The 24,562-nt window shown below is 61.6% G+C and carries 33 protein-coding genes; all 33 read left to right on the top strand.

What is annotated here, in order from left to right; genetic code table 11:
* Positions 1 to 38: 38 nt before the first annotated feature.
* Positions 39 to 1,007, top strand: coding sequence for a UDP-glucuronic acid decarboxylase family protein (locus ACG2LG_RS09990; RefSeq protein WP_396258605.1), 969 nt, complete (start codon positions 39 to 41; stop codon positions 1,005 to 1,007).
* A gap of 25 nt (positions 1,008 to 1,032) precedes the next feature.
* Positions 1,033 to 2,346 (top strand): nucleotide sugar dehydrogenase, encoded by a 1,314-nt coding sequence (locus ACG2LG_RS09985; RefSeq protein ID WP_396258603.1) that lies wholly within the window; start codon positions 1,033 to 1,035, stop codon positions 2,344 to 2,346.
* A gap of 88 nt (positions 2,347 to 2,434) precedes the next feature.
* Positions 2,435 to 2,695: a DUF433 domain-containing protein gene (locus ACG2LG_RS09980; protein ID WP_396258601.1), complete on the top strand. Its 261-nt coding sequence runs from the start codon at positions 2,435 to 2,437 to the stop codon at positions 2,693 to 2,695.
* The gene (locus ACG2LG_RS09975; RefSeq protein ID WP_396258599.1) at positions 2,692 to 3,012 is read left to right on the top strand and encodes a DUF5615 family PIN-like protein; all 321 of its coding nucleotides are present in this window, start codon (positions 2,692 to 2,694) and stop codon (positions 3,010 to 3,012) included. The genes ACG2LG_RS09980 and ACG2LG_RS09975 overlap by 4 nt, the downstream gene beginning before the upstream one ends.
* Positions 3,013 to 3,075: 63 nt before the next feature.
* Positions 3,076 to 4,014: a GDP-L-fucose synthase family protein gene (locus tag ACG2LG_RS09970; RefSeq protein ID WP_396258597.1), complete on the top strand. Its 939-nt coding sequence runs from the start codon at positions 3,076 to 3,078 to the stop codon at positions 4,012 to 4,014.
* Between the two features lie 33 nt (positions 4,015 to 4,047).
* Positions 4,048 to 4,392 carry a four helix bundle protein gene (locus tag ACG2LG_RS09965; RefSeq protein ID WP_396258595.1) on the top strand — a complete coding sequence of 115 codons (345 nt, stop codon included), beginning with the start codon at positions 4,048 to 4,050 and terminating at the stop codon, positions 4,390 to 4,392.
* Positions 4,393 to 4,426: 34 nt separating this feature from the next.
* Positions 4,427 to 5,542 (top strand): GDP-mannose 4,6-dehydratase, encoded by a 1,116-nt coding sequence (gene gmd / locus ACG2LG_RS09960; protein WP_396258593.1) that lies wholly within the window; start codon positions 4,427 to 4,429, stop codon positions 5,540 to 5,542.
* A gap of 59 nt (positions 5,543 to 5,601) precedes the next feature.
* Complete coding sequence (locus ACG2LG_RS09955) at positions 5,602 to 5,973, top strand: four helix bundle protein (RefSeq protein WP_396258591.1); 372 nt, start codon at positions 5,602 to 5,604, stop codon at positions 5,971 to 5,973.
* A gap of 34 nt (positions 5,974 to 6,007) precedes the next feature.
* Positions 6,008 to 7,087 carry an adenylyltransferase/cytidyltransferase family protein gene (locus ACG2LG_RS09950; RefSeq protein WP_396258589.1) on the top strand — a complete coding sequence of 360 codons (1,080 nt, stop codon included), beginning with the start codon at positions 6,008 to 6,010 and terminating at the stop codon, positions 7,085 to 7,087.
* Positions 7,088 to 7,245: 158 nt separating this feature from the next.
* The gene (locus ACG2LG_RS09945) at positions 7,246 to 8,004 is read left to right on the top strand and encodes a WecB/TagA/CpsF family glycosyltransferase (RefSeq protein ID WP_396258587.1); all 759 of its coding nucleotides are present in this window, start codon (positions 7,246 to 7,248) and stop codon (positions 8,002 to 8,004) included.
* 115 nt (positions 8,005 to 8,119) lie between these two features.
* The gene (gene cysC / locus ACG2LG_RS09940) at positions 8,120 to 8,704 is read left to right on the top strand and encodes an adenylyl-sulfate kinase (protein ID WP_396258586.1); all 585 of its coding nucleotides are present in this window, start codon (positions 8,120 to 8,122) and stop codon (positions 8,702 to 8,704) included.
* A gap of 288 nt (positions 8,705 to 8,992) precedes the next feature.
* Complete coding sequence (gene cysD, locus ACG2LG_RS09935) at positions 8,993 to 9,898, top strand: sulfate adenylyltransferase subunit CysD (protein ID WP_396258584.1); 906 nt, start codon at positions 8,993 to 8,995, stop codon at positions 9,896 to 9,898.
* Positions 9,899 to 10,060: 162 nt separating this feature from the next.
* Positions 10,061 to 11,323 (top strand): sulfate adenylyltransferase subunit CysN, encoded by a 1,263-nt coding sequence (gene cysN / locus ACG2LG_RS09930; protein ID WP_396258696.1) that lies wholly within the window; start codon positions 10,061 to 10,063, stop codon positions 11,321 to 11,323.
* Between the two features lie 233 nt (positions 11,324 to 11,556).
* Positions 11,557 to 12,084, top strand: coding sequence for a Uma2 family endonuclease (locus ACG2LG_RS09925; RefSeq protein ID WP_396258582.1), 528 nt, complete (start codon positions 11,557 to 11,559; stop codon positions 12,082 to 12,084).
* A 159-nt stretch (positions 12,085 to 12,243) separates the two neighbouring features.
* Positions 12,244 to 12,441 carry a type II toxin-antitoxin system HicB family antitoxin gene (locus ACG2LG_RS09920; protein ID WP_396258580.1) on the top strand — a complete coding sequence of 66 codons (198 nt, stop codon included), beginning with the start codon at positions 12,244 to 12,246 and terminating at the stop codon, positions 12,439 to 12,441.
* Positions 12,442 to 12,532: 91 nt separating this feature from the next.
* Entirely contained in the window at positions 12,533 to 12,652 is a 120-nt protein-coding gene (locus tag ACG2LG_RS09915) for a hypothetical protein (protein ID WP_396258578.1), read from the top strand.
* Positions 12,653 to 12,827: 175 nt separating this feature from the next.
* Positions 12,828 to 13,925, top strand: a complete 1,098-nt coding sequence (gene rfbB / locus ACG2LG_RS09910) for a dTDP-glucose 4,6-dehydratase (RefSeq protein ID WP_396258576.1) — start codon at positions 12,828 to 12,830, stop codon at positions 13,923 to 13,925.
* 584 nt (positions 13,926 to 14,509) lie between these two features.
* Complete coding sequence (locus tag ACG2LG_RS09905) at positions 14,510 to 14,905, top strand: nucleotidyltransferase domain-containing protein (protein WP_396258575.1); 396 nt, start codon at positions 14,510 to 14,512, stop codon at positions 14,903 to 14,905.
* A complete protein-coding gene (locus ACG2LG_RS09900) occupies positions 14,898 to 15,080 on the top strand; it encodes a hypothetical protein (RefSeq protein ID WP_396258573.1) in 183 nt (60 codons plus the stop codon). The genes ACG2LG_RS09905 and ACG2LG_RS09900 overlap by 8 nt, the downstream gene beginning before the upstream one ends.
* Positions 15,077 to 15,298 carry a pilus assembly protein HicB gene (locus ACG2LG_RS09895; protein WP_396258572.1) on the top strand — a complete coding sequence of 74 codons (222 nt, stop codon included), beginning with the start codon at positions 15,077 to 15,079 and terminating at the stop codon, positions 15,296 to 15,298. The genes ACG2LG_RS09900 and ACG2LG_RS09895 overlap by 4 nt, the downstream gene beginning before the upstream one ends.
* Before the next feature lie 173 nt (positions 15,299 to 15,471).
* Entirely contained in the window at positions 15,472 to 15,777 is a 306-nt protein-coding gene (locus tag ACG2LG_RS09890) for a nucleotidyltransferase family protein (RefSeq protein WP_396258570.1), read from the top strand.
* Between the two features lie 264 nt (positions 15,778 to 16,041).
* Positions 16,042 to 16,422: a nucleotidyltransferase domain-containing protein gene (locus tag ACG2LG_RS09885; RefSeq protein ID WP_396258568.1), complete on the top strand. Its 381-nt coding sequence runs from the start codon at positions 16,042 to 16,044 to the stop codon at positions 16,420 to 16,422.
* Positions 16,419 to 16,820: a DUF86 domain-containing protein gene (locus ACG2LG_RS09880; RefSeq protein ID WP_396258567.1), complete on the top strand. Its 402-nt coding sequence runs from the start codon at positions 16,419 to 16,421 to the stop codon at positions 16,818 to 16,820. Before ACG2LG_RS09885 ends, ACG2LG_RS09880 begins: the two co-directional genes overlap by 4 nt.
* A 121-nt stretch (positions 16,821 to 16,941) precedes the next feature.
* Positions 16,942 to 17,232, top strand: coding sequence for a nucleotidyltransferase family protein (locus ACG2LG_RS09875; RefSeq protein ID WP_396258565.1), 291 nt, complete (start codon positions 16,942 to 16,944; stop codon positions 17,230 to 17,232).
* Between the two features lie 12 nt (positions 17,233 to 17,244).
* Entirely contained in the window at positions 17,245 to 17,556 is a 312-nt protein-coding gene (locus ACG2LG_RS09870) for a DUF86 domain-containing protein (RefSeq protein ID WP_396258694.1), read from the top strand.
* 448 nt (positions 17,557 to 18,004) lie between these two features.
* Positions 18,005 to 18,232 carry a DUF433 domain-containing protein gene (locus ACG2LG_RS09865; RefSeq protein WP_396258563.1) on the top strand — a complete coding sequence of 76 codons (228 nt, stop codon included), beginning with the start codon at positions 18,005 to 18,007 and terminating at the stop codon, positions 18,230 to 18,232.
* Complete coding sequence (locus tag ACG2LG_RS09860; RefSeq protein ID WP_396258561.1) at positions 18,229 to 18,582, top strand: DUF5615 family PIN-like protein; 354 nt, start codon at positions 18,229 to 18,231, stop codon at positions 18,580 to 18,582. The genes ACG2LG_RS09865 and ACG2LG_RS09860 overlap by 4 nt, the downstream gene beginning before the upstream one ends.
* A gap of 400 nt (positions 18,583 to 18,982) precedes the next feature.
* Entirely contained in the window at positions 18,983 to 19,168 is a 186-nt protein-coding gene (locus tag ACG2LG_RS09855) for a hypothetical protein (RefSeq protein ID WP_396258559.1), read from the top strand.
* Positions 19,168 to 19,440, top strand: coding sequence for a hypothetical protein (locus ACG2LG_RS09850; RefSeq protein WP_396258557.1), 273 nt, complete (start codon positions 19,168 to 19,170; stop codon positions 19,438 to 19,440). The genes ACG2LG_RS09855 and ACG2LG_RS09850 overlap by 1 nt, the downstream gene beginning before the upstream one ends.
* A 489-nt stretch (positions 19,441 to 19,929) precedes the next feature.
* Positions 19,930 to 20,142: a hypothetical protein gene (locus tag ACG2LG_RS09845; protein ID WP_396258556.1), complete on the top strand. Its 213-nt coding sequence runs from the start codon at positions 19,930 to 19,932 to the stop codon at positions 20,140 to 20,142.
* A gap of 758 nt (positions 20,143 to 20,900) precedes the next feature.
* Positions 20,901 to 21,875 (top strand): hypothetical protein, encoded by a 975-nt coding sequence (locus ACG2LG_RS09840; RefSeq protein ID WP_396258554.1) that lies wholly within the window; start codon positions 20,901 to 20,903, stop codon positions 21,873 to 21,875.
* Between the two features lie 90 nt (positions 21,876 to 21,965).
* Positions 21,966 to 23,375, top strand: coding sequence for an MBOAT family O-acyltransferase (locus ACG2LG_RS09835; protein ID WP_396258553.1), 1,410 nt, complete (start codon positions 21,966 to 21,968; stop codon positions 23,373 to 23,375).
* A gap of 229 nt (positions 23,376 to 23,604) precedes the next feature.
* The gene (locus tag ACG2LG_RS09830; RefSeq protein ID WP_396258551.1) at positions 23,605 to 24,528 is read left to right on the top strand and encodes a hypothetical protein; all 924 of its coding nucleotides are present in this window, start codon (positions 23,605 to 23,607) and stop codon (positions 24,526 to 24,528) included.
* Positions 24,529 to 24,562: the final 34 nt, after the last annotated feature.

Below are 24,562 nucleotides of genomic sequence, written 5' to 3'. Positions count from 1 at the left end.
GACCAAGGGCGGCAGCGTGTCCGGAAGCCCGCTGAACCATGATCCAGGACGTTTCGGAATTCCGTGGCCGGACCGCGGTCGTGACCGGTGGAGCCGGGTTCGTGGGCTCGCACCTGGTGGACCGCCTGCTGGCCGACGGCCTCAAGGTGGTGGCCCTCGACAACTTCGTCACCGGCAAGGCCGGCAACCTGAGCCACCTCGAAGGGAACCCCGGTTTTCGATTCATCGAGCAGGATGTGTCGGAGCCCTACGCGATCGAGGGCAAGGTGGATCTCGTGTTCCACATGGCCTCGCCGGCGAGTCCGATCGACTACGTCGGGATCCCCATCGAGACGCTCAAGGCGGGATCCTACGCCTCCCACCACGCGCTGGATCTTGCGAAGGAACACGGCGCCACCTTCCTGCTGGCCTCCACCTCGGAAGTCTACGGAGACCCCGAGGTGCATCCCCAGCCGGAATCCTACTGGGGCAACGTCAACCCGATCGGCGTGCGCTCCTGCTACGACGAGGCCAAGCGCTACGCCGAGGCGGTCACGATGGCGTATCGCCGCGTTCACAAGCTCGATACGAAGATCGTCAGGATCTTCAACACCTACGGTCCGCGCATGCGCCTCGACGACGGGCGCGTGGTGCCTGCCTTCATCGGTCAGGCCCTTCGCGGGGAGCCGATGACGATTTTCGGCGACGGAAGCCAGACCCGCTCGTTCTGCTATGTGAGCGATCTGGTCGATGGAATCTGGCGCCTGGCCCGGAGCAATTTCCACGAACCGGTGAACTGCGGCAACTCCAACGAGATGAGCATCCGCGCGTTTGCCGAGGCGATCGCCCGGATCTCCGGCGTCGAGCTCACCGTCGAGGACCGGCCGCTGCCGCCGGACGATCCGAAGGTCCGCCAACCGGACATTTCCCGTGCCCGGGAAGTGCTCGAATGGGAGCCCCGGGTGGCCTTTGACGACGGCATCCGCCGGACGATCGATTACTTCAAGGGCGAACTCGCCCCCGCCTGAGTCCTCTCTTTTCCGGAAACACTTCATGAGCAGCAACCACAAGTTGTCAAAAGACGCCGTCATCGGCGTGGTGGGCCTGGGCTACGTCGGCCTCCCGCTGCTGCTGGCCTACGCGCGCGCCGGCTACCGGGCGGTCGGCTTCGACATCGATCCCGCCAAGCCCGAGGCGCTGCTCGACGGCCGGACCTACATCAAGCACATCCCCGACGAGCAGGTCTCGGCGGCAAAGGCGGCGGGAACGCTGGATGCCACCACCGACTTCTCCCGCGTCGGCGAATGCGACGCCCTCATCCTCTGCGTTCCCACCCCCCTCGACGAGCACTTCGAACCCGACCTCAGCTACGTCATCCGCACCATCGAGGCCATCGTGCCGGGCCTGCGGGCCGGCCAGGTGGTCAGCCTCGAAAGCACCACCTATCCGGGCACCACCGACGAGGAACTGGTCACGCGGATCGAAGCCGCCGGCTTCAAGGTGGGGGTCGACGTGCATGTGGTCTATTCGCCCGAAAGGGAGGACCCCGGGAACCCGGACTACGCGGCGACGAACATCCCCAAGGTCGTCGGCGGCGTCACGCCGGCCTGCCTGGAGGCGGGCGTGGCCCTTTACGCCGCGGTCTTCGACGAGGTCGTGCCCGTCAGCTCATGCAAGGTGGCCGAGCTGACCAAGCTGCTCGAGAACATCTACCGCGCGGTCAACATCGGCCTGGTCAACGAGCTCAAGGTCGCCGCCGACCGCATGGGCATCGACATCTGGGAGGTCATCCGGGCGGCCTCGACCAAGCCCTTCGGCTTCAAGCCCTTCTATCCGGGGCCGGGCCTTGGCGGACACTGCATTCCGATCGATCCCTTCTACCTGACCTGGAAGGCCCGCGAGTACGGGGTCCACACCCGCTTCATCGAGCTGGCCGGGGAGATCAACCGCGGCATGCCCGACTACGTCATCCATCGTACGATGGAGGCGCTCAACACCCGCGGCAAGGCGGTCAAGGGCAGCCGCATCCTGCTGATGGGCCTCGCCTACAAGCCGGATGTCGATGACATGCGCGAGTCGCCGACCTTCCACCTGTTGGATGGCTTCAAAAACCTCGGTGCGGAGGTGGCCTACTTCGATCCCCACGTGCCGGTCGTGGGTCCTACCCGCGAGCACATGGACTGGGCCGGCGTGGAATCGATCGAATGGTCGGAAGCGACGGTCCGGGCCTTCGATTGCGTGGTCATCGCCACCCACCACCGGGCCTTCAAGCTCGACGAGCTCGCCGCCTGGTCCGACCTGATCGTCGACACCCGCAACGCCATGGCCGCGGTGACGACCGCCGAAGACCGGGTGGTCAAGGCGTGAATATGGAGCGCGGCTTTGCAAGCCGCCATCGCCGACTGCCGCCGTTGCTGTCTTGATAAGAACCGACCTTCGACTACAATTCTCGACTGTGAAGGGAACCGCGCCCACTTATCGCTACATCGTCCGCACTCCCGGTGTGCGCGGAGGGCATCCCCGTGTGGAAGGCACCCGTATCGCCGTCCACGACGTGGTGGCGTATCACCTGCTTGGAAATTCGGTGGAGGAAATCGCGGGTCGATTCGACGATCTCACCCTGTCCCGGATCTACGAATGTCTTGCATTCTACGAGGACCATCGTGAGGAAATCGAGAAGCTCGCCTTGGAATCCATCGAAACCCGGGATTCTTGAGGATCTTTCTGGATCATGACGTGCCTCGGCAGATTGCCGAGGCGCTTGAACGACACGGCCACGAGGTCGGCCAACTCAAGGATGAGTTGCCGATGGACGCCCCGGATTCTGCGGTCCTCGACCATGCCATTCGAACCGGGCGTGTTCTGATCACCTGCAACCGCGATGATTTCATCCGGGAGGCCGAAAACCGTGAGCACGCGGGCTTGATCATCTTGATTCGACGGCGAAGCTCCGTGGCCGAGCAAGGACATTTGCTGCGGCTTCTCAGGATCGCCGGAGAAGACGGAATCACTGGTAATATCAACTTCGCTTGATCCCGCCGGGCGCGGCCGCCGGGCCCCAAGACTGTGGCTTGGAAAGCCGCGCTCCCCATCCCCATGAAAAAACTCTTCATCGCCGGACACCGCGGCATGGTCGGCTCCGCGCTGGTTCGCGAGGCCGGGAAGCGCGGTGGCTTCGAGTTGGTCACCGCGGGCCGCGACCGGGTCGATCTTTGCAACCAGTCCGAGACTTTCGGCTTCCTCGCCGGGGAGAAGCCGGACGTCGTCATCATCGCCGCGGCCAAGGTCGGGGGCATCCACGCCAACTCGACCTATCCCGCCGACTTCATCTACGAGAACCTGGCCATCGCCTCGAACTGCGTCGAAGGCTGCCGGCGGGCCGGTGTCGGGCGGGTGCTCTTTCTCGGCTCATCCTGCATCTATCCGAAGCTGGCGCCGCAGCCGATGCCCGAGGACTGCCTGCTGACGAGCCCGCTGGAGGTCACCAACGAGGCCTACGCCATCGCCAAGATCGCCGGACTGAAGCTCTGCCAGCACTACCGTGCCCAGCACGGCCTGGTGTATCACTCGGCGATGCCGACCAACCTCTACGGCCCCGGCGACAACTATCACCCCGAGAACTCGCACGTGATCCCGGCACTGATCCGGCGCTTCCACGAGGCGAAGGAGTCCGGGGCGGAACGCGTGACGATCTGGGGCACGGGCACCCCGCGCCGCGAGTTCCTGCATGTCGACGACCTCGCCGCCGCCTGCTTCCATCTTCTCGCCCTTGAAGATCCGCCCGATTGGGTGAATGTCGGGGTGGGGGAGGACGTCACCATTCTCGAGCTTGCCACCCTGGTGGCGAAAACGGTTGGCTACGAAGGCCGGATCGAGACCGATCCGTCGAAGCCCGACGGCACCCCGCGCAAGCTCATGGACGTGTCCCGGATCAAGGCCACCGGCTGGTCGCCGGCGATCGGCCTGGAGGAAGGCCTCGCCGATGCCTATCAGGACTTCCTCGCCTCGCTTGAAGCCGGAGTGGCGCGGTTGTGAGCGAGGAGCAAAGAGTCAGGAGCACAGAGACAGATGTTCCGGTTTGAGGAGCTTGAAATCTGGCAGCGTGCTGCGGCCATCAGCCGTCCATTGTTTGAGTTGGCAGATCAGCTTGAAAATCGACGGAAGTTCCGCTGGGCCGAGCAGCTTCGGGCTGCAGTTCTCAGTATCACGAACAACATCGCCGAAGGCTCCGGTAGCTTTTCAAAAGCGGAGCTTGCCCAGTTTCTCAACTTTGCCAGACGCTCTGTCTTTGAAACAGCAAACATCTTGATGCTTGTCGACGGCGAGGGTTCGATTGCCGAAGTCGAAGCCCATTTGGCAGAACTGGACGAGATCAGCCGAATGATCACCGGCTTCCGCAAAACACTTCTCTAACTCTCTGCTCTCAGCTCATCCCTCTCTGCTCAACATGAAAAAAGCCCTCATCACCGGCATCACCGGCCAGGACGGATCCTATCTCGCCGAGTTTCTTCTCGAGAAAGGTTACGAGGTCCACGGCATCAAGCGCCGGGCTTCCCTGTTCAACACCGAGCGGGTCGACCACATCTATGAGGATCCGCACGTCGAGCACGCCCGTTTCCGGCTGCACTACGGCGACCTGACCGACAGCTCGAACCTGACGCGCATCCTCAGCGAAGTTCAGCCGGACGAGGTTTACAATCTCGGCGCCCAGTCGCACGTCGCCGTGTCCTTCGAGTCGCCCGAATACACGGCGGATGTCGATGCGCTCGGGGCGCTGCGCCTGCTCGAAGCCATCCGCTTTCTCGGGATGGAGAAGACGACACGCTTCTATCAGGCCTCGACCTCCGAGCTCTACGGGCTCGTCCAGGAAATTCCCCAGACGGAGACCACACCCTTCCATCCCCGCTCGCCCTACGCGGTGGCGAAGATGTATGCCTACTGGATCACGGTGAACTACCGGGAGGCCTACGGCATCTACGCCTGCAACGGCATCCTCTTCAACCACGAGTCGCCCCGCCGCGGCGAGACCTTCGTCACCCGCAAGATCACCCGCGCCATCGCCAACATCGCCCAGGGCCTGGAGCAGTGCCTCTACCTCGGCAACATGGACGCGCTTCGCGACTGGGGTCACGCCAGGGACTACGTCCGGATGCAATGGATGATGCTCCAGCAGGACGAAGCCGAGGACTTCGTCATTGCCACCGGCAAGCAGATCTCGGTGCGCGACTTCGTGCGGCTCTCGGCAATGCACGCCGGGATCTCCCTCGAGTTCTCCGGCGAAGGCCTCGACGAGATTGCCACGGTGACCGCCGTCGAGGGCGACCATGCCCCCGGCGTGAAGGTCGGGGATGTGATCGTGAAGGTCGATCCCCGCTACTTCCGTCCCGCCGAGGTGGAAACGCTCCTCGGCGACCCGACCAAGGCCAAGGAAAGGCTCGGCTGGGTGCCGGAGATCACCGTCGAGGAAATGTGTGCCGAGATGGTGGCCTCCGACCTCGAGGTTGCCCGTCGCCACGCCCTTCTCAAGGCCCACGGCCACCACGTCTCGGTCGCCAAGGAGTAAGATCGGGAAGAGGAATGCGGTAGGCGGCAAGCGTAGTACGACAAAAGCCTCCCAAAACGATGTCTCGCCCTCATTTCCGATTCCAGGATCTCGAAGTGTGGCAGGATGCTTCAGGTCTGGCGGTGGTGTTTCACGAGGTGGCGGCCAAGCTCGAAGAGCGGCGTTTTTATCGATATGCCGAACAACTTCGTGGAGCTGGGCTCTCGCCTTCCAACAACATCGCAGAGGGTTCGGCGAGCCACCACGACAAGGAGTTCATCCAGTTCCTGAACATCGCCCGGCGCTCGACAGCTGAGCTGGCGTCGATGGCATTGAGCTTCGAGAAGATGCAGCTCATCGCACCAACGGACACTGATCAACTCCTGGAGCAGGCGGATAAGGTCGCCCGCAAATTGACTGCATTCATTCGTCATCTGGGCTCGAAGCAATGATCGCTTGCCTCTTCCCGCTTCCCGCTTCCCGACCATGACCAAAGTTTTTGTCAGCGGCTGCTACGACATCGTTCACGGCGGCCACCTCCAGTTCTTCGAGGAGGCTCGTGCGCTCGGGGATCACCTGACGGTGTCCTTCGCTTCCGAGGAGGTGCTGTGGATCCACAAGCGCCGCAAGCCGTCCATTCCCGACGAGCACAAGAAGGCGCTGCTCGAGGGCATGCGGGTCGTGGATGCGGTCGTGATCGGCGACAGCCACGAGGAAGGGCTCGACTTCAAGGACCACTTCCTGCGGATCCAGCCCGACATCCTCGCCGTCACCGAGGATGACCAGTACGGCCAACTCAAGCGCGACCTGTGTGACCAAGTCGGCGCCCGCTACGTCGTCCTGCCGAAGACACCGCCGCGCTTCGCGCCGGTCTCGACCTCGTCCATCGTGCGCTGGGTCCAGGCCCCGACCGAGGCACCGCTTCGCGTCGATTTTGCCGGCGGTTGGCTCGACGTTCCGCGCTTCGCCCGCGACGGGGCCTTCGTGGTCAACTGCGCGATCTCACCGCTCGTCTCGCTCCGCGAATGGCCCTACGAAAGGCAGGCGGGACTGGGAGGCAGCGGAGCCTGGGCGCTGCTCAACGGCCGCTGCGGGATCGAGTCGGAGATCGAACTCGGCGTCGGATGGCAGGATCCCGCGGTGATCCGCGAGACCGGCCTCTGCGTGTGGCGCTCGGGTCAGACCCCCGTCCTCGATTTCAAGCAGAGCGGCGACTTTCTCAAGGGCCGCCTGGCGATCCTCTGGACCGGGAAGATGCACGACACGCCGGGCGTCGTCGACCTGCCGCGCGACTACGACGGCATCGCCCGCTCCGGTGCCATCGCGCGCGAGGCGGCGCTCGCGTCCGACCTGTCCGGCCTGGCCGAGGGGATCTCAACCTACCACCAGACCCAGCTCGACGAGGGCATGGATCCGCTGCCGGAAATCACCGGGGCTCTCGCCCGCAAGTACTGCGGCGGCGGCTACGGCGGCTACGCGCTCTACCTTTTCCCCGACGAGGCATCGCGCACCAGGGCCCTCGCGGAGCACGACGCGCTGCGCTCGGTCGAGCCGTTCTGCCGGTAGGAGTGGCGCTTTCCAAGCGCCATGAGAAGGGCGGGCGATCTTCAGATCGCGTTTAGTGGGCCGCTTTTCCTGACGCTCAGAATCAACATTAGATCCCGCCGCAATCTGCGGCTAAAAGCCGCCATGCCCCGGTATGGCGCTTGGAAAGCGCCACTCCCATGCTCACCCGTTCCGTCATCGGCCTGCCGCTGGCCTGCACCGACTACGCGGGGGCGATCGAGTGGATTCTTTCCCAGGCCTTCGCCTCGACCCGCACCGTTGCCGTGGAGGCGGCGAACACGCACGTCGCGGCGATGGCCCGTCACGACCCGGAATTCCGGAAGTCCATCGGGCGCTTCGACCTGATCGTGCCCGACGGCATGCCGCTGGTCTGGTCGCTGAACCTCCAGCTCCCGCCGCACGAAAAACTCAAGGACCGGGTCTATGGCCCGACGCTGATGCGGGAAACGCTGCGGGCGACCGACGGTCAGCCCGGGTTTCGGCACTTCCTCCTCGGCGGCGCGCCGGAGACCCTGGAAAAACTGGAAGAAAATTTCGCCCGCGACTTTCCCCGGGCGGTGCTTGCCGGCAGCTACTCGCCGCCTTTCGGCGAATGGCCGGACGACGAGTTTGATCGCATCCATGCCGCCATCGAGCACTCCGGAGCCAACCTGATCTGGGTCGGGCTCGGCTGCCCCAAGCAGGAGCACTGGATCGCCCGCCACAAGGACCGCCTGCCGTCCGGCGTCTATTTCGGCATCGGTGCCGCCTTCGCCTTTCATGCCGGCGAGGTCTCGCAGGCGCCGCCCTTTCTCCAGAAGAACGGCCTCGAATGGCTCTACCGCCTCGCCGCCGAACCCCGCCGCCTGTTCAAGCGCTACGTGGTCCACAACTCCCTCTTCCTCTTCTACTCCCTCCTCGACCACGCGAAAAAGTAAAAGCGGAAACGCTAAAATACTGAAAAGCTGAAATGATGTGGTTCAATCCCTTCAGGACGGTTTCGGCTTCCCCCATTTCAGCGTTTCAGATTTTCAGCATTTCAGCGTTTACCCCATGCACCTCCATCCCAGCGATACCCTGCCCCGCCACCACAAGGAAACCCTGCTTGGCCAGAAGGGCTGCGTCCTCTGGTTCTGCGGGCTTTCCGGTTCCGGAAAGTCGACCATTGCCAATGCCCTCGAGCACGTGCTCCACGAAAAGGGCCGCTTTGCGGTCCGGCTCGATGGGGACAACCTGCGGGGCGGGCTCAACAGCAACCTCGGCTTCAGCGACAACGACCGGCTGGAAAACATCCGCCGCACCGCCGAACTCGCGAAAGTCCTGGCGGCCAACGGCGTGATCGTCCTGTGCTCACTGATCACCCCGCGCGGGGCCTTCCGCGACCTGGCCCGGGGCATTCTCGGCAAGGATTTCCACGAGTTCTACGTCAAGGCCAACTACGCCACCTGTGAGGCCCGCGACCCGAAGGGCCTCTACGCCAAGGCCGCCGCCGGCGAAATCAAGGACTTCACCGGTCTCGACAGCGCCTTCGAGGAACCGCAGTACCCGGACCTGGTCCTCGATACCGAACACGCCAGCGCCCGCGACTCGGTCTTCGAGATCCTCGAATACCTCCGCGACAAGGGAATCACCACGTAGCCAGGGGTCAAAAGCGCCGGAGGTGCGCAGGCCCGTCACCACGGGGTTCACCCCGTGGTCTCCGCGCCAAGCAAAGCCCCAAGTTCCAGAGGGGCGTCGGCGCGGCCCGACTCGGGACCCGTCATTCCAAATCCTCACCAAGTCAGGCAACTTACCAATTAATCCTTGCCTCACCCGGGACAAGCCTCTTTTCTCCGCGCCCCGCAAGGGAAGTCAGACACTCCGGTCCGACGTCATTTGCAGCCTCTTTCAGCTTCTCAGCGTTTCAAAATTTCAGCGTTTAACAGGATGCCCAGCTACAACCTTTCCCATCTCGACCAGCTCGAAGCGGAGGCGATCTTCATCCTCCGCGAGACGGCGGCGCAGTTCCAGAATCCGGGCCTGCTGTTCTCCGCGGGCAAGGACTCGATCGTGATGGCGTGGATCGCCCGCAAGGCCTTCCACCCGGCCAAGCTGCCCTTCCCGCTGGTCCACGTCGACACCGGCCACAATTTCCCCGAGACCATCCAGTACCGCGACGAGTTCGCCGAAAAGCTCGGCGCGCGGCTCGTGGTCGGATCGGTCCAGGAGTCCATCGACAAGGGCCGCGTGGTCGAGGAGAAGGGACCCGACGCCTCGCGCAACCGCCTGCAGACGACCACCCTGCTCGACACCATCGAGGAGCAGCAGTTCGACGCCGTGCTCGGCGGTGGCCGGCGCGACGAGGAAAAGGCCCGCGCCAAGGAGCGCTTCTTCTCGCACCGCGACGACTTCGGCCAGTGGGACCCCAAGAACCAGCGCCCCGAGCTGTGGAATCTCTTCAACGGCCGCATGCACCCCGGCGAGCACTTCCGCGTCTTCCCGCTGTCCAACTTCACCGAGATGGACATCTGGATGTACATGAAGCGCGAAGGCATCGTTCTCCCCAGCCTCTACTACGCCCACGAGCGCGATACCCTCGTCCGCAATGGCACGATCCTTGCCGTCAGCGAGTTCGTCCAACCGCGTGAGGGCGAGGAAGTCGTCAATCGCCGGATCCGCTTCCGCACCATGGGCGACGCGACCATCACCGGCGCCGTCGAGTCCGATGCCGACACCATGGACAAGATCATCGAGGAAGTCGCCGCCGCCCGCCAGACCGAGCGCGGCAACCGCGCCGACGACAAACGCTCCGAAACCTCGATGGAAGATCGGAAGAAGGAAGGCTATTTCTAAGCCCACCTGCGGCGGGAGTGCCAAGTGATCGGTGATCGGTGATCAGTGGTCTTGAACGATGGCAACAGTCTCTCCAACTCCACTTCGCAAGTTCACCCTTTACCTCATCGACTTGAAGAACCTTCAAACTCCCGAGACGACGACACGGATCACCGATCACTGATCACTCGGCACTTTCCCATGGATTTACTTCGATTTACAACCGCCGGCAGCGTCGACGACGGCAAGTCGACCCTCATCGGCCGCCTGCTCTACGACTGCAAGTCGATCTTCGAGGACCAGCTCGAGGCCGTCGAGGCCAGCTCGAAGCGCCGCGGCGACGAGAACGTGAACCTCGCGCTGCTCACCGACGGCCTCAAGGCCGAGCGCGAGCAGGGGATCACCATCGACGTTGCCTACCGCTACTTCGCCACGCCCAAGCGGAAGTTCATCATCGCCGACACCCCGGGTCACATCCAGTACACCCGCAACATGGTGACCGGCGCCTCGACCGCCAACCTCGCCATCATCCTCATCGACGCCCGCAAGGGCGTGATCGAGCAGACCAAGCGCCACAGCTTCATCGCCAACCTGCTGCGCATCCAGCACGTCGTCGTCTGCATCAACAAGATGGACCTCGTCGACTACTCGCAGGAGACCTACGACCAGATCGTCCGGGACTACCAGGAGTTCGCCTCGCGCCTCGACAACATCGTCGAGATCACCCCGATCCCGATCTCGGCGCTCAACGGCGACAATGTCGTCGACCCGTCGAAGAACATGCCCTGGTACCAGGGGCCGTCGCTGCTCTACCACCTCGAGCACGTCTACGTCGGCGGCGAGGAGAACCACGTCGATGCCCGCTTCCCGGTGCAGTGGGTGATCCGTCCGCAGAGCGACGAATGGCACGACTTTCGCGGCTACGCCGGACGTGTCGCCGGCGGCGTCTTCAAGCCGGGCGACGAGGTCATGGTCATGCCCTCGGGTTTCCAGTCGAAGATCAGGGAGATCCACACCGCGGACGGACCGCTCGAGGAGGCCTTCGCGCCGCAGAGCGTCACGCTCACGCTGCACGACGAGATCGACATCTCGCGGGGCGACATGATCGTCAAGAAGAACAACCCGCCGGAGGTCGCACAGGATCTCGAGGCGATGATCTGCTGGTTCTCGAACAAGCCGATGCAGCACCGCGCCAAGCTCATCCTCCGGCAGACGACCCGCGAGATGCAGGCGGTGGTGCGCGAGGTCAGGTACCACGTCGACATCAACACCCTGCACAAGGTCGAGGGCATCGACGGCTTCGCCATGAATGACATCGGCCGCATCACCCTGCGCACCGCGAGCCCGGTCATCCACGACAGCTACCGCCGCAACCGCCAGACCGGCTCCTTCATCCTCGTCGACCCCGGCACCAACGAAACCGTCGCCGCCGGGATGATTGTCTGAGGGTAAAAGCTGACCCCCCTTCGCCAAGGCTACGGAGGGCAGGATACGGAAAAGCTAAAAAGCTGAAATCAGCTTGGCAACGGACCGCCGATCTCCGAATCGGCATCCGGTCGGACGGACCGCACGACCCCAGTCGCGCCCCGAGGAGATAACGAGGAGCGCACTCGACAGCGCGAAGCGCCCCTCTTCATTTCAGCATTTCAGTTTTCAGCATTTCAGCGTTTATTGAGCCAATGCAACTGGTCATCGACCTTCCTCCCCGCGAAGAGCAGCTCGCCTTCAACCGGCGTCGCTGGGAGGAACTGTGCGCCGACCCCGAGCTCGCGAAGCTCCCTGGCCGCATCGAGACCAACGCCCACGGCCAGATCCTCATGAGCCCTCCACCTGCTGGCAAACACAGTGACCGTCAGGGCGAGATTGCCTTCCGCCTCCGCAGTCTGCTGGGGGGCAAGGCACTCCCCGAATGCCCCGTGTCCACCCTCGATGGCGTCCGTGCGGCCGACGTCGGCTGGTATTCCGAGGCACGCTTCGCCGAGGTCGACGGTCAGATCGCCTTCGAACGCGCACCCGAGATCTGCGTCGAGGTCCTGTCGCCGAGCAACACCGCCTCCGAGATGCGCGAGAAGCGCAAGCTCTACTTCGACGCCGGAGCCGACGAAGTCTGGCTCTGCCACGACGACGGCCACCTCGAGTTCTTCACGGCACCGGATGTCACCGTCCCGACCTCAGCCCTCTGTCCCGACTTCCCGGTGACGATCTGAGGGCCGTACGATTTCAGACATTCGTGTCCGACCCCCGAAGCCCCACTCCTGGGCTCTTCCTTTCAGCATTTCAGTTTCCAGCGTTTCAGCGTTTACTCCAGAAGTCCACGTCAGACTTGATCATTTGACCCCATCGTCTGATTCATTACCATTGACCTTATGAAGTATCGGATCCGCCTCATAGAAGCCGACGAAGGTTGGTCGGTTTCGTGCTTGGATCTTCCTGGATGCCATTCGCAGGGGGCGACTCGGGAAGAGGCTCTTGAAGCCATTCGGGAAGCCATCATCGGATGGCTTGAGGTCGAAGCCGAAGAGTCGGGAATCCGAAGTACGGAGACCCTGGACGTCGCCATTTGATGCCGAAGATTCCGGGCATTGGCCAGCGGGATGCCTTCGCGTTTTCAAGAAGCTCGGCTACCGAATTGCCAGACAGTCGGGCCACATCATCATGACGGATGGCCAGAATCGACTGACCATTCCGAGGCACAATCCAATCAACGCGATCACCATGGGAGCGATCGCGAAGGATGCAGGCCTGACTCCGGATCAATTTCGAGATCTTCTGTAGCTGAACCATGCCCTCATCGGGCAAGAAAGATCCGGGAAACTGAAGAGCGAAGCGCCTCTCTTCATTTCAGCTTTTGCCCTCGCTAGCGCTCACGCCATGCCAGTTTGGCTTCGCCGTAAGAAGGGTCGCTATCGCTCCTGCCGCATTCAGCGTTTTAGGATTTCAGCTTTTACTCATGCGCCTCCTCGTCACCGGTGGCTCCGGCTTCATCGGCAGCAACTTGGTCCGCCTTGCCATCGGACGCGGTCACCAGGTCCTCAACCTCGACAAGCTCACCTACGCCGCCAATCCGGCCTCGCTCACCGACCTTGACGGCCACCCGGGCTACCACTTCCTCCAGGCCGACATCGCCGATGCCGACGCGGTCCGCGCTGCCTTCTCCGATTTCCAGCCGGAAAGCCTCATCCACCTCGCGGCCGAAACCCATGTCGACCGCTCCATCGACGACCCGGGCGACTTCATCCAGACCAACGTCACCGGCACCTCCACCCTCCTCCAAGCCGCCCGCGATTTCTGGCTCAACCCGCCCCCCGTAGCCTCGGCGAAGGAGGGTCCGCGCTCCCCGCTCCCCACTCCCCGCTTTCTCCATCTTTCCACCGACGAAGTCTTCGGCAGTCTCGGCACCGACGATCCACCCTTCACGGAATCCAGTCCCTACGCGCCCCGCTCGCCTTACTCCGCCAGTAAGGCTGCGGCCGATCACCTCGTTCGCGCCTGGAGCGCCACCTACGGCCTGCCGGCCACCGTCGTCCACCCCTGCAACATCTACGGTCCCTGCCAGTTCCCGGAAAAGCTCATCCCGCTCGTCATCCTCAAGGCCCTCCGCGGCGAGACCATTCCCATCTACGGCGACGGCCGCCAGGTCCGCGACTGGCTCCACGTCGACGACCTCGCCGAAGCCCTCCTTCTCCTTCTCGAGCGCGGCCGCCCGGGTCAAAGCTACAACCTCGGCGGCGGCCACGACCTCCCCAACCTCGACCTCGTCACCAAGCTCCTGCGGATCCTCGACGATCTTACTGAAGCACCGAAACACCGATCCGCCGAAACATCGGTCCACCACGTCCCCGACCGCCCCGGCCACGACTTCCGCTACGCCCTCGACTCCTCCAAGGCCCGGACGGAACTCGGCTGGCAACCCCGGCGGTCCCTCGACACCGGCCTGCGGCAGACCGTCGAATGGTATCTCGACCACGAGTCCTGGTGGCGCCCTCTCCTCGACCAAAGCAACCCACTCCAGCGCCGCGGGTTGCCAGCCGCAAAGCCCGCCATCTGAAGGGGCGATCGGAAAAGGGGAGCGCCGGCGTCCCGCCGGCAGCGTTCGGCATCTTGCCGAGCGCATCTTCAGCCTTCCACCGTCGCGAAACGGCAGCGACACAGCATGTCCTCCTGGACGGATCCCGTTCGCCAACAGCGCCTCATCTTCACACAAATTTCGTTCAAAAAAAATTGAACAACCCAATCCATCGACCATGCTTCTGGGCGTGTCCTTCGGGTCACACCACACATGGCGGCCCTCCGGCCGAGGAGATCAGGGAAGGTGACCGCTCAGGTTCTCACCAAGGGCGGCAGCGTGTTTGGAATAAACGCTGAAAAGCTGACCCTCCTTCGCCAAGGCTACGGTGGGCAAGAATCTGAGATACCATCCTTCGGTCGTTCGCCTCAAAGTCCGAAGTGGCCACCCGCCCTCGCAGCTCCGATCTTCTCCCGCCTCCCGCCTCCCGCCTCCCGCCTCCCGCCTCCCGCCTCCCGCCTCCCGCCTCCCGCCTCCCGCCTCCCGCCTCCCGCCCATCGCTCGGAGAGCGACCGCTGGACCTTCCGACGGCGGCGCAGCCGCCTCTCCATTTCAGCATGTGCTCCATGATTTCCGCTCTCCAACCCATCCTTGAGGGAAGTCCGGACATCGATCTTGCGATCCTTTTTGGCTCCTTCGCCGAGGGCCGTTCGGGTCCCTCCAGCGATCTCGACCTCGCGGTCTCCTGCGGTGCGGCGATGACCCCGGAACGTCGGCAGGAGCTTTCCGACCGGATTGCCGGGAAGACGGGACGGAGCGTCGATATCATCGACCTGGCGACCACCGGAGGAGCCTTGCTCGGCAGGGTTCTTCGTCATGGCCAAACCTTGGTTGACCGCCGGGCTGGTGCCCGTGGACTTCTCTACGAGCGCCTTCTCGACTGGCAGGAGGATCTTCGACCCGCGGTCGAGGACATGATGAGCCAGCGACGGCAGCGCCATTTTCCGCTCAGTCATGGATAGCCACCTCATTCAGCGGAAACTTGACTCGCTCGGGCGTTGCCTCGCCCGCATCGAGGCAAAGCGCCCCGCCGATTCCGCCGCGCTGGTCGGTGACGTCGATCTTCAGGATATCCTCAGTGTCAAACCGTATCAGGAAAAGCAGGTCAAAAAAGCGATCGAAGAAGTCGAGCAATGAAAACAGTCGATCAGTATCACAAATGGGTGGAGTGGTCCGAGGAGGATCAGGCCTATATCGGGAAGTGCCCGGACTTGATCACGGGGATTCACGGCGACGATCCGGTGCAGGTGTTCAAGGACCTGTGTGAGGTACTTGAAGATGTGATTAGCCATTTCCAAGGGACGGGACGAGAACTTCCGAAGTCGAAGACCCGCCCCATGATGGAAGTCGCCTGAGCCCCTGAAAACCTCCCAAGTCACACCCTTCGACCTTCCAGGCCCCACTCCCGACGCCTCCTGGGAACACTTCAGCCCCCCGACCCCGAAACACCATCTCCTTCCTTCCCGCCCTCCGTCTTGTCGCGCCGTAGCCTTGGCGAAGGGGGGGCAGTGTTTAAGCATCTACTCTCATGAATCCTCACATCAAGCCGCATCTTCCGGCACTCGAGGTATTGTGCCAGCAATTTGGTGTGTCTTCATTGCGAGCGTTTGGATCGGTGCTCCGCCAGGATTTCAGTGCGGATAGCGACATCGATTTGCTTGTCGAATTCGACGACTCCGACTTGGTGAATGAATTCCAGAGATTTTTTGGCTTCAAGGAAGCCGTGGAACAGCTTCTGGATCGTCCTGTCGATCTTGTCACCTCGAGGTCTTTGGTGAATCCTCATTTCAAGAAGGAATTGGAGGAGACCAGCGAAGCCCTTTATGCGGCATAGGCTCCAGGCCATTCGGCACGATTTGCTGACCGCGATTGATGAAATCGGCGGCTTTGTGGCAGGTAAGAACTCGAATCATTGCGTTCTCATCTGGAATCCATTGATGCGGATGGGTCTCACTGAAACACCGGTCCCTGCCTCTTCATCTTCCTTTGCGCTCTTCCCGTCTTCCTGACCCCCGAAGCCTTGGCGAAGGAGGTTGCAGCTAAATTCCGATTCCACCACCCACTGATCACTGATCACCGATCACTCGGCACCAAAACAATGCCCCGCCTGTCTCCAGATCGACGTGATGCCATCCTTGAGAGCGTCAAGGTTCTCAAGCCTGCCGCGGTCTACTTGTTCGGCTCCTACGGCACCGACCGACAGCATCCTGGGTCGGACCTCGATCTCGCGATCCTGACATCGACCCCGCTCGATCCTGTCGAACTCTTTGAACTCGGCAACCACCTGGCCGAACGTCTCCACCTGGAGGTGGACCTCGTTGATCTCGACCGCGCCTCGACGGTCATGCGCAAGGAGGTCCTGCGCACTGGCGAACGATTGCAGGCGGCCGACCTTTCCGCAGCCCGCCAGTTCGAGATGCTGGCGCTTTCCGACTACGCCCGGCTCAATGAAGAGCGCGCGGAGATCCTCGCCCGATGAGTGACGACATCGTCCGGAACAAGACCGCGATCATCCGACGTTGTGTGGCCCGGATCGCCGAGGAATACCAAGGCAACCCTGCCCGCCTCGACGATTTCACGATTCAGGATGCCATCGTCCTGAACCTTCTCCGCGCCTGCGAAGCGGCGATTGATCTCGCCATGCACCACGTTGCCGAGAACAAGCTCGGAGTCCCGCAATCCAGTCGCGACGCCTTCCGCCTGATTGAGAATTCGGGCGCGCTCTCGGCCGGGACCGCCCGCGCGCTCAGCAACATGGTCGGCTTCCGCAACATCGCCGTCCACGCCTATCAGGAACTCCAGCGTCCTATCCTCGAAGCCATCCTCGACCGTCATCTCCCCGACTTCGAACGGTTCATCAAGGAACTGAAGAACTGAAACACCGGCTCCTAAAACGCCGAAACGTCCCGGCCCCTGCCAAAGGCTCCGGCGGACAAGCCGCCCTCGTATCCCTGCGCTCCACACTTGAAAATGCTCCCACGTTCTTTATCTTCATCGCGTGAAAACCCGCGACTCATTGATTTCATCCATCCGCTCATTGAGCCAGGAGCTTGAACCTTTCGGGGTCTCGGGACTCTGGCTGTTTGGTTCCGTTGCACGGGGGGAGGACAACTCCAGGGACTTGGATTTTCTGGTGGAATTTTCCTCCCCTCCGACATTGAACCGGTTCATGGGACTGAAATTCTTTCTTGAAGATCGTCTTCGGATGCCAGTCGATCTCCATACCCGCAGTTCCTGCCCTGAGCGGTTCATGCGCCGCATTTTGCCTGAACTCCTCCATGTCGCGTGACCCCAACTCCGGCTGGAGGATATTCTTGAAGCTGCGACAACCATCGAGGCCTATCTTCTAGGTTACAACTATGACCGGTTCATCGACGACCGACGAACCGTGGACGCGGTGACCCGCAACCTCGAAATCATCGGAGAAGCGGTGAAGCATCTCCCGGAAGATCTGACAGGACAATTCCCTGGGATTCCCTGGCGGGCCATCGCCGGATTTCGTGACGTTCTGGCCCATTCTTACTTCAAGACCGAGGATTCGATCATCTGGGATTCGGCAACCGTCCACAACGCCGAATTGCTTGTCGCCGTCCGCAAACTGTTGGACCGCTGAGATGTCCGGGTTGCGGGGCGAATTCGTGTTGAACGCTGGTGTGTGTTTCCCTTCGCCGGATAGCGGTGCGCGAATCGCGCCGAATTGCCCCCTCTTTCTTCCGGGCGAAGCCCGAAGGGAGCGGCGCATTGCAGGCGCCGGGACGTGGAAAAGCGAATGCGAGGACCTTGTGTCTCTTCCGTCCTCCACACACCGGCACCTCCGGCCACCGAAGCACCGGTCACTGAAACACCGGTCACCGAAACACCGTCAGAGTCTTCCTTTGCGCTCTCCGCAGCTTCTGGCCCTCCATAGCTGGACAGCGACGTAGATTGCGGTTCGATTCCAGTAGTTACCACTGATCACCGATCACTCGGCACTTCACACCACCCCCTGGCTCATCCTTTGAGCATTCCAGCATCTTTTCTCTGCCCTTGAGACCGGGCTTCCGGAGGCGTAGTATTCATCCATGAACATCGAGCGAATCGAGCTGAATCCCAATGTTTGCGGCGGGCGTCCGGTCATCCGCGGCACCCGGATTACGGTCGATACGATTCTCGGTTATCTGGGGGCGGGCGATGACGTGGATGACGTCCTTGAGGCCCATCCCCGAATTGCCCGGGAGGATGTGCTTGCGTGCATCGACTATGCCCGTCGTCTCAGTGCCTCCCGCTCGACCGTCAAGGTTGCATCGTGAACCACCTGCTGATCGACGAGAATCTTCCTTTCTCCCTCGCAAAGCACCTCCCGGTCCCGTGCTCCCACGCAACTGACCTCGGGCGCCAACCCACCGACGGCGAAATCTGGGAGCACGCGCGGGAGAAGAACCAGGTCGTGCTCACACGCGACGCCGACTTTTTTGACCGGATCATCCTGGAAGGCCCTCCACCGAAAGTGATTTGGGTGCGCTTGGGAAACATCCGCAGGAAAGAACTCGAAAGCCTTCTCCTTCGCCGGTGGCCGCAATTGTCTGCGATGCTCGCCGATGCCGACCTACTCGAGGTGCATCCCGAGTCCATCGAGTCGTTCTCCAGGGAGATTCTTTGACCCCGACCTCTGGATCCCGCCCGGATCGCAGTTCTCCCGCCTGCCGCTCACCGACTCCCGCTTCCCGAACCACCGACCACCGACCACCGAAACACCGTCAAAGTCTTCCTTTGCGTTCCCCGCGTCTTCCTGCCCTTCACAGCTGGACAGCGACGTAGGGCGCGGTTCAATCTCCCTAATCAACCGAAACACCGGCTCCTGGCAAACGGTCCGAAAGTCCAAAGTCTGAAAGTCACAAAGTCCGAAATGCCCCGCCGCTTCTGCACTTCCGCCTGCCAGCCATAGCTTGAAAAGCGACGGTTGGACCTTTAGACCTTCAGACTGCGGCATAGCCGCCTCCCGAAACACCAGCCCGCAGCTGCCGTATTGAAATCCAGACGAACCGGCATATGCTGCCTCCATGTCGATCGACCAAATCAAAGAGGAGATTCGGGGCCTTTCTGGCGAGGAGAGGCACAAGCTCTCTTCGTTTCTGACGGAACTGGCACTTGAGGAGGATCAGGGCTATTGGGAAAGAATCCGCCGCCGGGTGGAGGACCAGACGAAAGAGAGTTGGATCAGCGTTGACGATCTTGCCGTGAACTGATGGCACGGGACTACAAGGTCTATGCCCATGTTGACGCGCTTGGGCTTCTTCCCCGGACGGGCAGGCGCCGAGCGGCGGTATTGGGCTTCCTGCAGGTTCTTGGAAAGATTGCGCATCTGGGTGGAGACTATCGTCGCACCGATCCGGAGACGGGGAGGCCCTATGAAGTGACGGAGGTGGCTGGATTCGCCGTGACATGGTGGATCGACGCACCGGTAGGTGAGGTGAAAGTTGTCGACATCCACTCATGCGACGCAAACAGGGCGGAATAGCCAATCATTTTTCGGGCCCTTAGAATCATCCTTCCTGCCATCTCCTCGCGCCGTAGCCTTGGCGAAAGCGGGTCAGCTTCTATTCCAAGCTCCCTCGTGCGTTTTGTGTTCCTTCTGTCCTCCCGGTGATCTAATTCCTCAGCACCTATCCTCGCAACTTTCGCATTTTCCGGTCACCTGTTCAGCCCATGAAGGTCCAATGATTCGCGCTTTCCAACTCCTCTTCCTTCCTGCCCTCCGTCTTGCCCTCCGTCTTGCCCTCCGTAGCCTTGGCGAAGGGGGGAGCCTTGGCGAAGGGGGGAGCCTTGGCGAAGGGGGGTCAGCGTTTCAGCATTTACTTCCCGCCCTCCGTCTTGTCGCGCCGAAACCGAGTGAAGGCGGAAGCTCGTAGAACGACGGCGGGGAACTTTGGCCCGGCACTCGGTCCGCGCGACGGTGGCGAAAAGGCGGCCTCTTGCATTGGCTTCGAAATCTGCGAGACTTCGACCTATGGACGTCACGGCCATCCAGCATGAACTTGAGCTTTTGCCGGCCAACCAACAGGACCGCCTTGCCGCGTTCTTGACGCTACTCCGAATGAAGCGGGAAGGCATGATGCCCGAACTCCAACGCCGCTTGGATGAAAAGGAGCCGGGCAAGTGGATCTCGTGGGACGACGCAAGATCTGAACTCGGCATCGATGATTCGGAATCGGCAGAATGAGGCCTTACAAGGTTTTCTTGCGTCTTGAGGCGTTCGAATCGTTGAAGGGTGTTCGGGGGACTCACAAGAGCTGAATTGCGCGGTTTATCGATTCTCTTGCCTCGGACCCATCTCAGTCTGGTGACTAGGTTGAGAAAGATGACACCCAGCGCGAAATCGAGATCAAGGTGATTGGACCGCTCGCCGTCACTTATTGGATCGACCACGTCGTGGGCGAAGTCAAAGTGACCGACATACGGCGAGCCGATCGAGCGTAGTCCCTGGTCCCTTCCTGCCTGCCCCCCGCCTGGCTTCAAAGTGGAGTCTGAAGGTCTCGAAGTCCGAAGCACCCAACTTGGCCCGCAATTCAGCCTGCCAGCCATCTTCTCGCTTCCTGAAACACCGGTCACTGAAACACCGAAACACCGTCAGAGTCTTCCTTTGCGTTCTCCGCAGCTTCTGGCCCCCCATAGCTGGACAGCGACGTAGGCTGCGGTTAAATTGCGACTCTCCCACCCACCGATCACTGATCACCGATCACTCGGCACTACAACAATGCCCCGCCTCTTCCATCTCCTTCTAGTTTCAGCTTCCTGCCCTCCGTAGCCTTGGCGAAGGGGGGTCAGCTTTTGCCCTCGCTAGCGCTCACGCCATACCGGTTTGGCTTCGCCGGGAGAAGGGTTGCTATCGCTCTCGCCGCATTCAGCATTTCAGCATTTACCCCATAGCATCTTCCTCTAAATTTGGAACTTGGACCTTCTCACTTGGAACTTCAGCCCATGCCCCGCCTCCTCACAGCGCTCTGCCTCACGCTCACCGTCGCTTCCCTCGCCACGGCGTCCTCGCTTGAGCAGCTGCAAACCTCTTTCATGTCCCGCTACGACGAGGCCAACGCCGAGCGCGACCAGAACCTCAGGAAACTCGAAGCCAGCTACCTCGGCGCCCTCCAGCGCCACATGGACAAGGTCAAGGCCAGCGGCAAGCTGGAGCGGGTCATCCCGGTCCGCGACGAGATCGAGGCGATTGAGACCGGGGCGGATCCGCTCCCCGCGCTGCCGAAGAATGCCGATGGGGATCTCGGTAAGATGCGGGACAAGTATGCCGAGGCGCGCGACAGGATCCTCAAGAATCACGCCGAGACCCTGGTTGATCTGGCCGCGAAGATGGACCAGGCGCTGATGAAGGAGGAAGCCGACCTCACCCGCGCCGGGAAGATCGACGACGCCCTCGCCGCGAAGCGGATGCGCGAAACTTTGTCGAACGACGCGGGGATCACCACCGCTCGCAAGCTCCTGGATCGCGGAGGGGATAGTGGCAGCGTCAGGCTTGGCGAGTGGCGGTCTTTGTTGGCGGAAAAGATAGAGGTGATGGGAAGGGGCAAATATCCCGCAGGAAGGCTTTCCGAGATTTTACCCGAGGAGCGGGAATTCTGGAGAGATCATTTCAAAGCTCTCAGCGAGGAGGAGCAGGAGAATGTGCTTGTCAGTCCTGCGCCTTGCCAAATTCGGTTCAAGCTGCCTCAGGCGGTAAATCGCTTCAGAGGCAAGGTGTCTTTGGCCAGTGCATATGGCGATGCGACGGCGATTGTGAAAGCTGGCGGGGTGGAGATCTTTAGGAAAAGGCTTAACCGCGAGAGTCGGGGAGCATCCTTGAATCTTGAGTTTGATGCGACGAAGGTGCTCGAATTTGAGGTCGATATGAACAGTCATCCGGGTGCCGACTGGATTTGCTGGACCGCCATCGAAGTGCGTTAGGATCCACTTCTGCAGTGTCGCAGCACTCCCCAGAAGTGTTGCCCCGATGCGTTCTATCCGAGGATTTCGGCGTTTAGTCATTTTCTTTGAATGAACTTCGCGTCCTATGAGTTTTGGCAGACGCTCCTCTTTTGCTTCCTCGGCTCGCGCCTGCTGATTCTCGGAGCAGGGAAGTTCTCGCCCGCCGTTGGATCCGACCTTGCCAAGCTCTGCCTTCTCGCCACCGGCCTCATCCTCCTCGCCACCGAGAGCTGGCTCACTGTTGGGGCCTTCGTCTGGGTCGTCCTCCTCGGTTGGATCAGCCTTCTCCTTCAGGATCGGCCCTGGCAACCCCGGCTCAAGACTGCCCTGTGGATCCTCCTGCTCGTCGCCCAGCTCACCCCACTCCTCTACTTCAAATACTGGGACTTCCTCTTCAACCAGATCCTCGGCCTCGACCTCCGGGTTCCTTCGGTCCTCATCCCGATGGGTCTCTCGTTTTACACCTTCCAGACCATCGGTTTCTGGATCGACAATCTCCGGCAGCCCGCTCCACGACCTCGCTTCATCGACTTCCTGAACTTCGCCGCCTTCTTTCCCCAGATTGTTGCCGGCCCAATTGAAAAGCGTGAAGCGCTTCTCCCCCAGATCCGCGAAACCAGCTTCCGCCTCCACCGCGAAAATCTTGACGCCGCCCTTCCTTGGATCGTCCTCGGGCTCGCCTACAAGCTCATCGTCGCCGACAACATCGCGGTCGAGTCCGACAAGTTCACCATCGACCCCTCGAATCCCATCCACGTCTGGTTTGAATGCCTCGCTTTCGGCATCCGCATCTATTTCGACTTTGCCGGCTACAGCTTCATTGCCGTCGGTCTCGGCCTGCTCTTCGGCATCCGGCTCACCCTCAATTTCCGCAGCCCCTACTTCGCCGCCGACTTCCGCGAGTTCTGGCGCAACTGGCATGTCACCCTCGGCGCGTGGCTCCGTGACTACATCTACCTCCCGCTCGGCGGACGCCGTGTCCGTTGGTGGGCCGTTAATGCCCTGATTGTCTTTCTGGTTTCTGGCATCTGGCACGGGGCCGGTTGGGGATTTCTGGTCTGGGGCGTGCTCCACGGCCTGGGCGTTGTGGTTTCCGCCCTCGTGCCCAAGCCGGGTCGGCTCCGTCCCCTTTATCAGATTCTCACCTTCACACTCTGCACCGCCGCCTGGCTGTTCTTCTTCGAGCGTGACGCCACCCTGCTTGCCGAAAAATCCTTCGCCATGATCCAGCCGACCGCTTACTCGGTGGCAGCCTTCAGCCAAGCGCCCAACCTCTTCGGTGGTCCCGGCAACCTCGTCACCACCGGCTTCATTCTCGCCCTCGCCGCCGTCGCGATGTTGCTCGAAGGCCTCGGCCTTCGAAAAAGCCCTGAACCCTACGTCTTCCTCCGGCACCCCGTCGCCAGCGTTATCCTCGTCTTCCTCACCGTCCTCCTCGCCCCCAAAGTCGAATCTTCCTTCATCTACTTCAATTTCTAAGGAGTGGCGCTTTCCAAGCGCCATAAGACAGGGGAGGTGATCTCCAGATCGCCCGGCAAGACCCCAAGCCGACCGGAAAGCAGCCCGCCCTGTCTTACAGCCCACGCAAATTGTCACTCATCGATCTTCTGTCAGCATTTCAGCATTTCAGTTTCCTGCCCTCCGTAGCCTTGGCGAAGGGGGGTCAGCATTTCTGCCTTACCCTCTCGTGCGCCTCCTCCTCACCCTCTTGATCACCACCGTCCTCGCCTATGGCGTCGGGGCATGGCTGACGATCAGAGCCAATCCGGAGGTCAAGTTCTGGACCGAAGTCATCCGACTCCGCGAAGAGCGTATCGAGAAACTGAGAGCCGAAAGACCCGGCACGCCCATCATTCTCTTCACCGGCGGTTCGAGCTGCGCCTTTTCGATCGATCCCGCCATCATTGAGGAAAAAACGGGCATCCCGGCGGTGAACATGGGACTTCCTGTCGCCTGTGGTGGCCACTACCTCGTCCACCAGGCCATGCGGGAAACCAAGCGAGGCGACATCCTGGTCGTTTGTCTCGAGCCTGATTTGCTGACGGCTTCCGGACAGCTCGAGACAGCACCCACGGCAACCGGCTATCTGCTGGCCGCAGCAAGTGGCCATCTTTCCGAAGCCGCCGGCGGGGCCACTTTCGACCTGCAACCGGGGCTCAGTGATCACCTCTCCTTTCTGCGGCCGGGAGCCTCCTACAGCGTGGTTCTTGCGGGAAAGACGATGGTTGGGAAAGGATACCGCTACGGTAGGAAGAACATTGGATTTGGCGGCTACCTGGAATTTCCGGCGTCGGAGGGGCTGCTTCCAGCGGGGCGGAGCCGGTCCCGCGAGTTGACCGCTGAGGCTCGCGAATTTCTTCGAACCGTTGAGGAAGTCGGTAGTCGCCGAGGAGTAAAAACCCTCTATTCGATGCCATGGATTCTGACACAACCGGATGGGGTCGAAGTCAGCCGGAGCAACAAGAAGGCGCTGCTTGAGTCCGTCGCAGAAGTCATGCCGGTGCTGCATGAACCGGAGCTTGGCGTACATGGTGAGCCCCAATTGTTCGCCGACTCGCCGCAACATCTCAACCGAAAAGGGGCGACCCTGAAATCGAGTGCCGTCGCGTGTGCTTTAAAACAAGAGCTGTAATGCCCGCCAATTGGCAAGGGACATCGTTCTCTCA

This window comes from Haloferula sp. A504 (assembly GCF_044385805.1).
GTDB lineage: Bacteria > Verrucomicrobiota > Verrucomicrobiia > Verrucomicrobiales > Akkermansiaceae > Haloferula.
Note: the sequence above shows the minus strand (reverse complement) of the source record. Positions and strands in the feature narration are given on the sequence as shown.

Coding starts and splice junctions, on each gene's coding strand:
- ACG2LG_RS09990 (WP_396258605.1), top strand. CDS start 39: ATGATCCAGGACGTTTCGGAATTCCGTGGCCGGACCGCGGTCGTGACC.
- ACG2LG_RS09985 (WP_396258603.1), top strand. CDS start 1,033: ATGAGCAGCAACCACAAGTTGTCAAAAGACGCCGTCATCGGCGTGGTG.
- ACG2LG_RS09970 (WP_396258597.1), top strand. CDS start 3,076: ATGAAAAAACTCTTCATCGCCGGACACCGCGGCATGGTCGGCTCCGCG.
- ACG2LG_RS09965 (WP_396258595.1), top strand. CDS start 4,048: ATGTTCCGGTTTGAGGAGCTTGAAATCTGGCAGCGTGCTGCGGCCATC.
- gmd (WP_396258593.1), top strand. CDS start 4,427: ATGAAAAAAGCCCTCATCACCGGCATCACCGGCCAGGACGGATCCTAT.
- ACG2LG_RS09955 (WP_396258591.1), top strand. CDS start 5,602: ATGTCTCGCCCTCATTTCCGATTCCAGGATCTCGAAGTGTGGCAGGAT.
- ACG2LG_RS09950 (WP_396258589.1), top strand. CDS start 6,008: ATGACCAAAGTTTTTGTCAGCGGCTGCTACGACATCGTTCACGGCGGC.
- ACG2LG_RS09945 (WP_396258587.1), top strand. CDS start 7,246: ATGCTCACCCGTTCCGTCATCGGCCTGCCGCTGGCCTGCACCGACTAC.
- cysC (WP_396258586.1), top strand. CDS start 8,120: ATGCACCTCCATCCCAGCGATACCCTGCCCCGCCACCACAAGGAAACC.
- cysD (WP_396258584.1), top strand. CDS start 8,993: ATGCCCAGCTACAACCTTTCCCATCTCGACCAGCTCGAAGCGGAGGCG.
- ACG2LG_RS09925 (WP_396258582.1), top strand. CDS start 11,557: ATGCAACTGGTCATCGACCTTCCTCCCCGCGAAGAGCAGCTCGCCTTC.
- ACG2LG_RS09920 (WP_396258580.1), top strand. CDS start 12,244: ATGAAGTATCGGATCCGCCTCATAGAAGCCGACGAAGGTTGGTCGGTT.
- ACG2LG_RS09915 (WP_396258578.1), top strand. CDS start 12,533: ATGACGGATGGCCAGAATCGACTGACCATTCCGAGGCACAATCCAATC.
- rfbB (WP_396258576.1), top strand. CDS start 12,828: ATGCGCCTCCTCGTCACCGGTGGCTCCGGCTTCATCGGCAGCAACTTG.
- ACG2LG_RS09905 (WP_396258575.1), top strand. CDS start 14,510: ATGATTTCCGCTCTCCAACCCATCCTTGAGGGAAGTCCGGACATCGAT.
- ACG2LG_RS09900 (WP_396258573.1), top strand. CDS start 14,898: ATGGATAGCCACCTCATTCAGCGGAAACTTGACTCGCTCGGGCGTTGC.
- ACG2LG_RS09895 (WP_396258572.1), top strand. CDS start 15,077: ATGAAAACAGTCGATCAGTATCACAAATGGGTGGAGTGGTCCGAGGAG.
- ACG2LG_RS09890 (WP_396258570.1), top strand. CDS start 15,472: ATGAATCCTCACATCAAGCCGCATCTTCCGGCACTCGAGGTATTGTGC.
- ACG2LG_RS09885 (WP_396258568.1), top strand. CDS start 16,042: ATGCCCCGCCTGTCTCCAGATCGACGTGATGCCATCCTTGAGAGCGTC.
- ACG2LG_RS09880 (WP_396258567.1), top strand. CDS start 16,419: ATGAGTGACGACATCGTCCGGAACAAGACCGCGATCATCCGACGTTGT.
- ACG2LG_RS09865 (WP_396258563.1), top strand. CDS start 18,005: ATGAACATCGAGCGAATCGAGCTGAATCCCAATGTTTGCGGCGGGCGT.
- ACG2LG_RS09855 (WP_396258559.1), top strand. CDS start 18,983: ATGTCGATCGACCAAATCAAAGAGGAGATTCGGGGCCTTTCTGGCGAG.
- ACG2LG_RS09850 (WP_396258557.1), top strand. CDS start 19,168: ATGGCACGGGACTACAAGGTCTATGCCCATGTTGACGCGCTTGGGCTT.
- ACG2LG_RS09845 (WP_396258556.1), top strand. CDS start 19,930: ATGGACGTCACGGCCATCCAGCATGAACTTGAGCTTTTGCCGGCCAAC.
- ACG2LG_RS09840 (WP_396258554.1), top strand. CDS start 20,901: ATGCCCCGCCTCCTCACAGCGCTCTGCCTCACGCTCACCGTCGCTTCC.
- ACG2LG_RS09835 (WP_396258553.1), top strand. CDS start 21,966: ATGAACTTCGCGTCCTATGAGTTTTGGCAGACGCTCCTCTTTTGCTTC.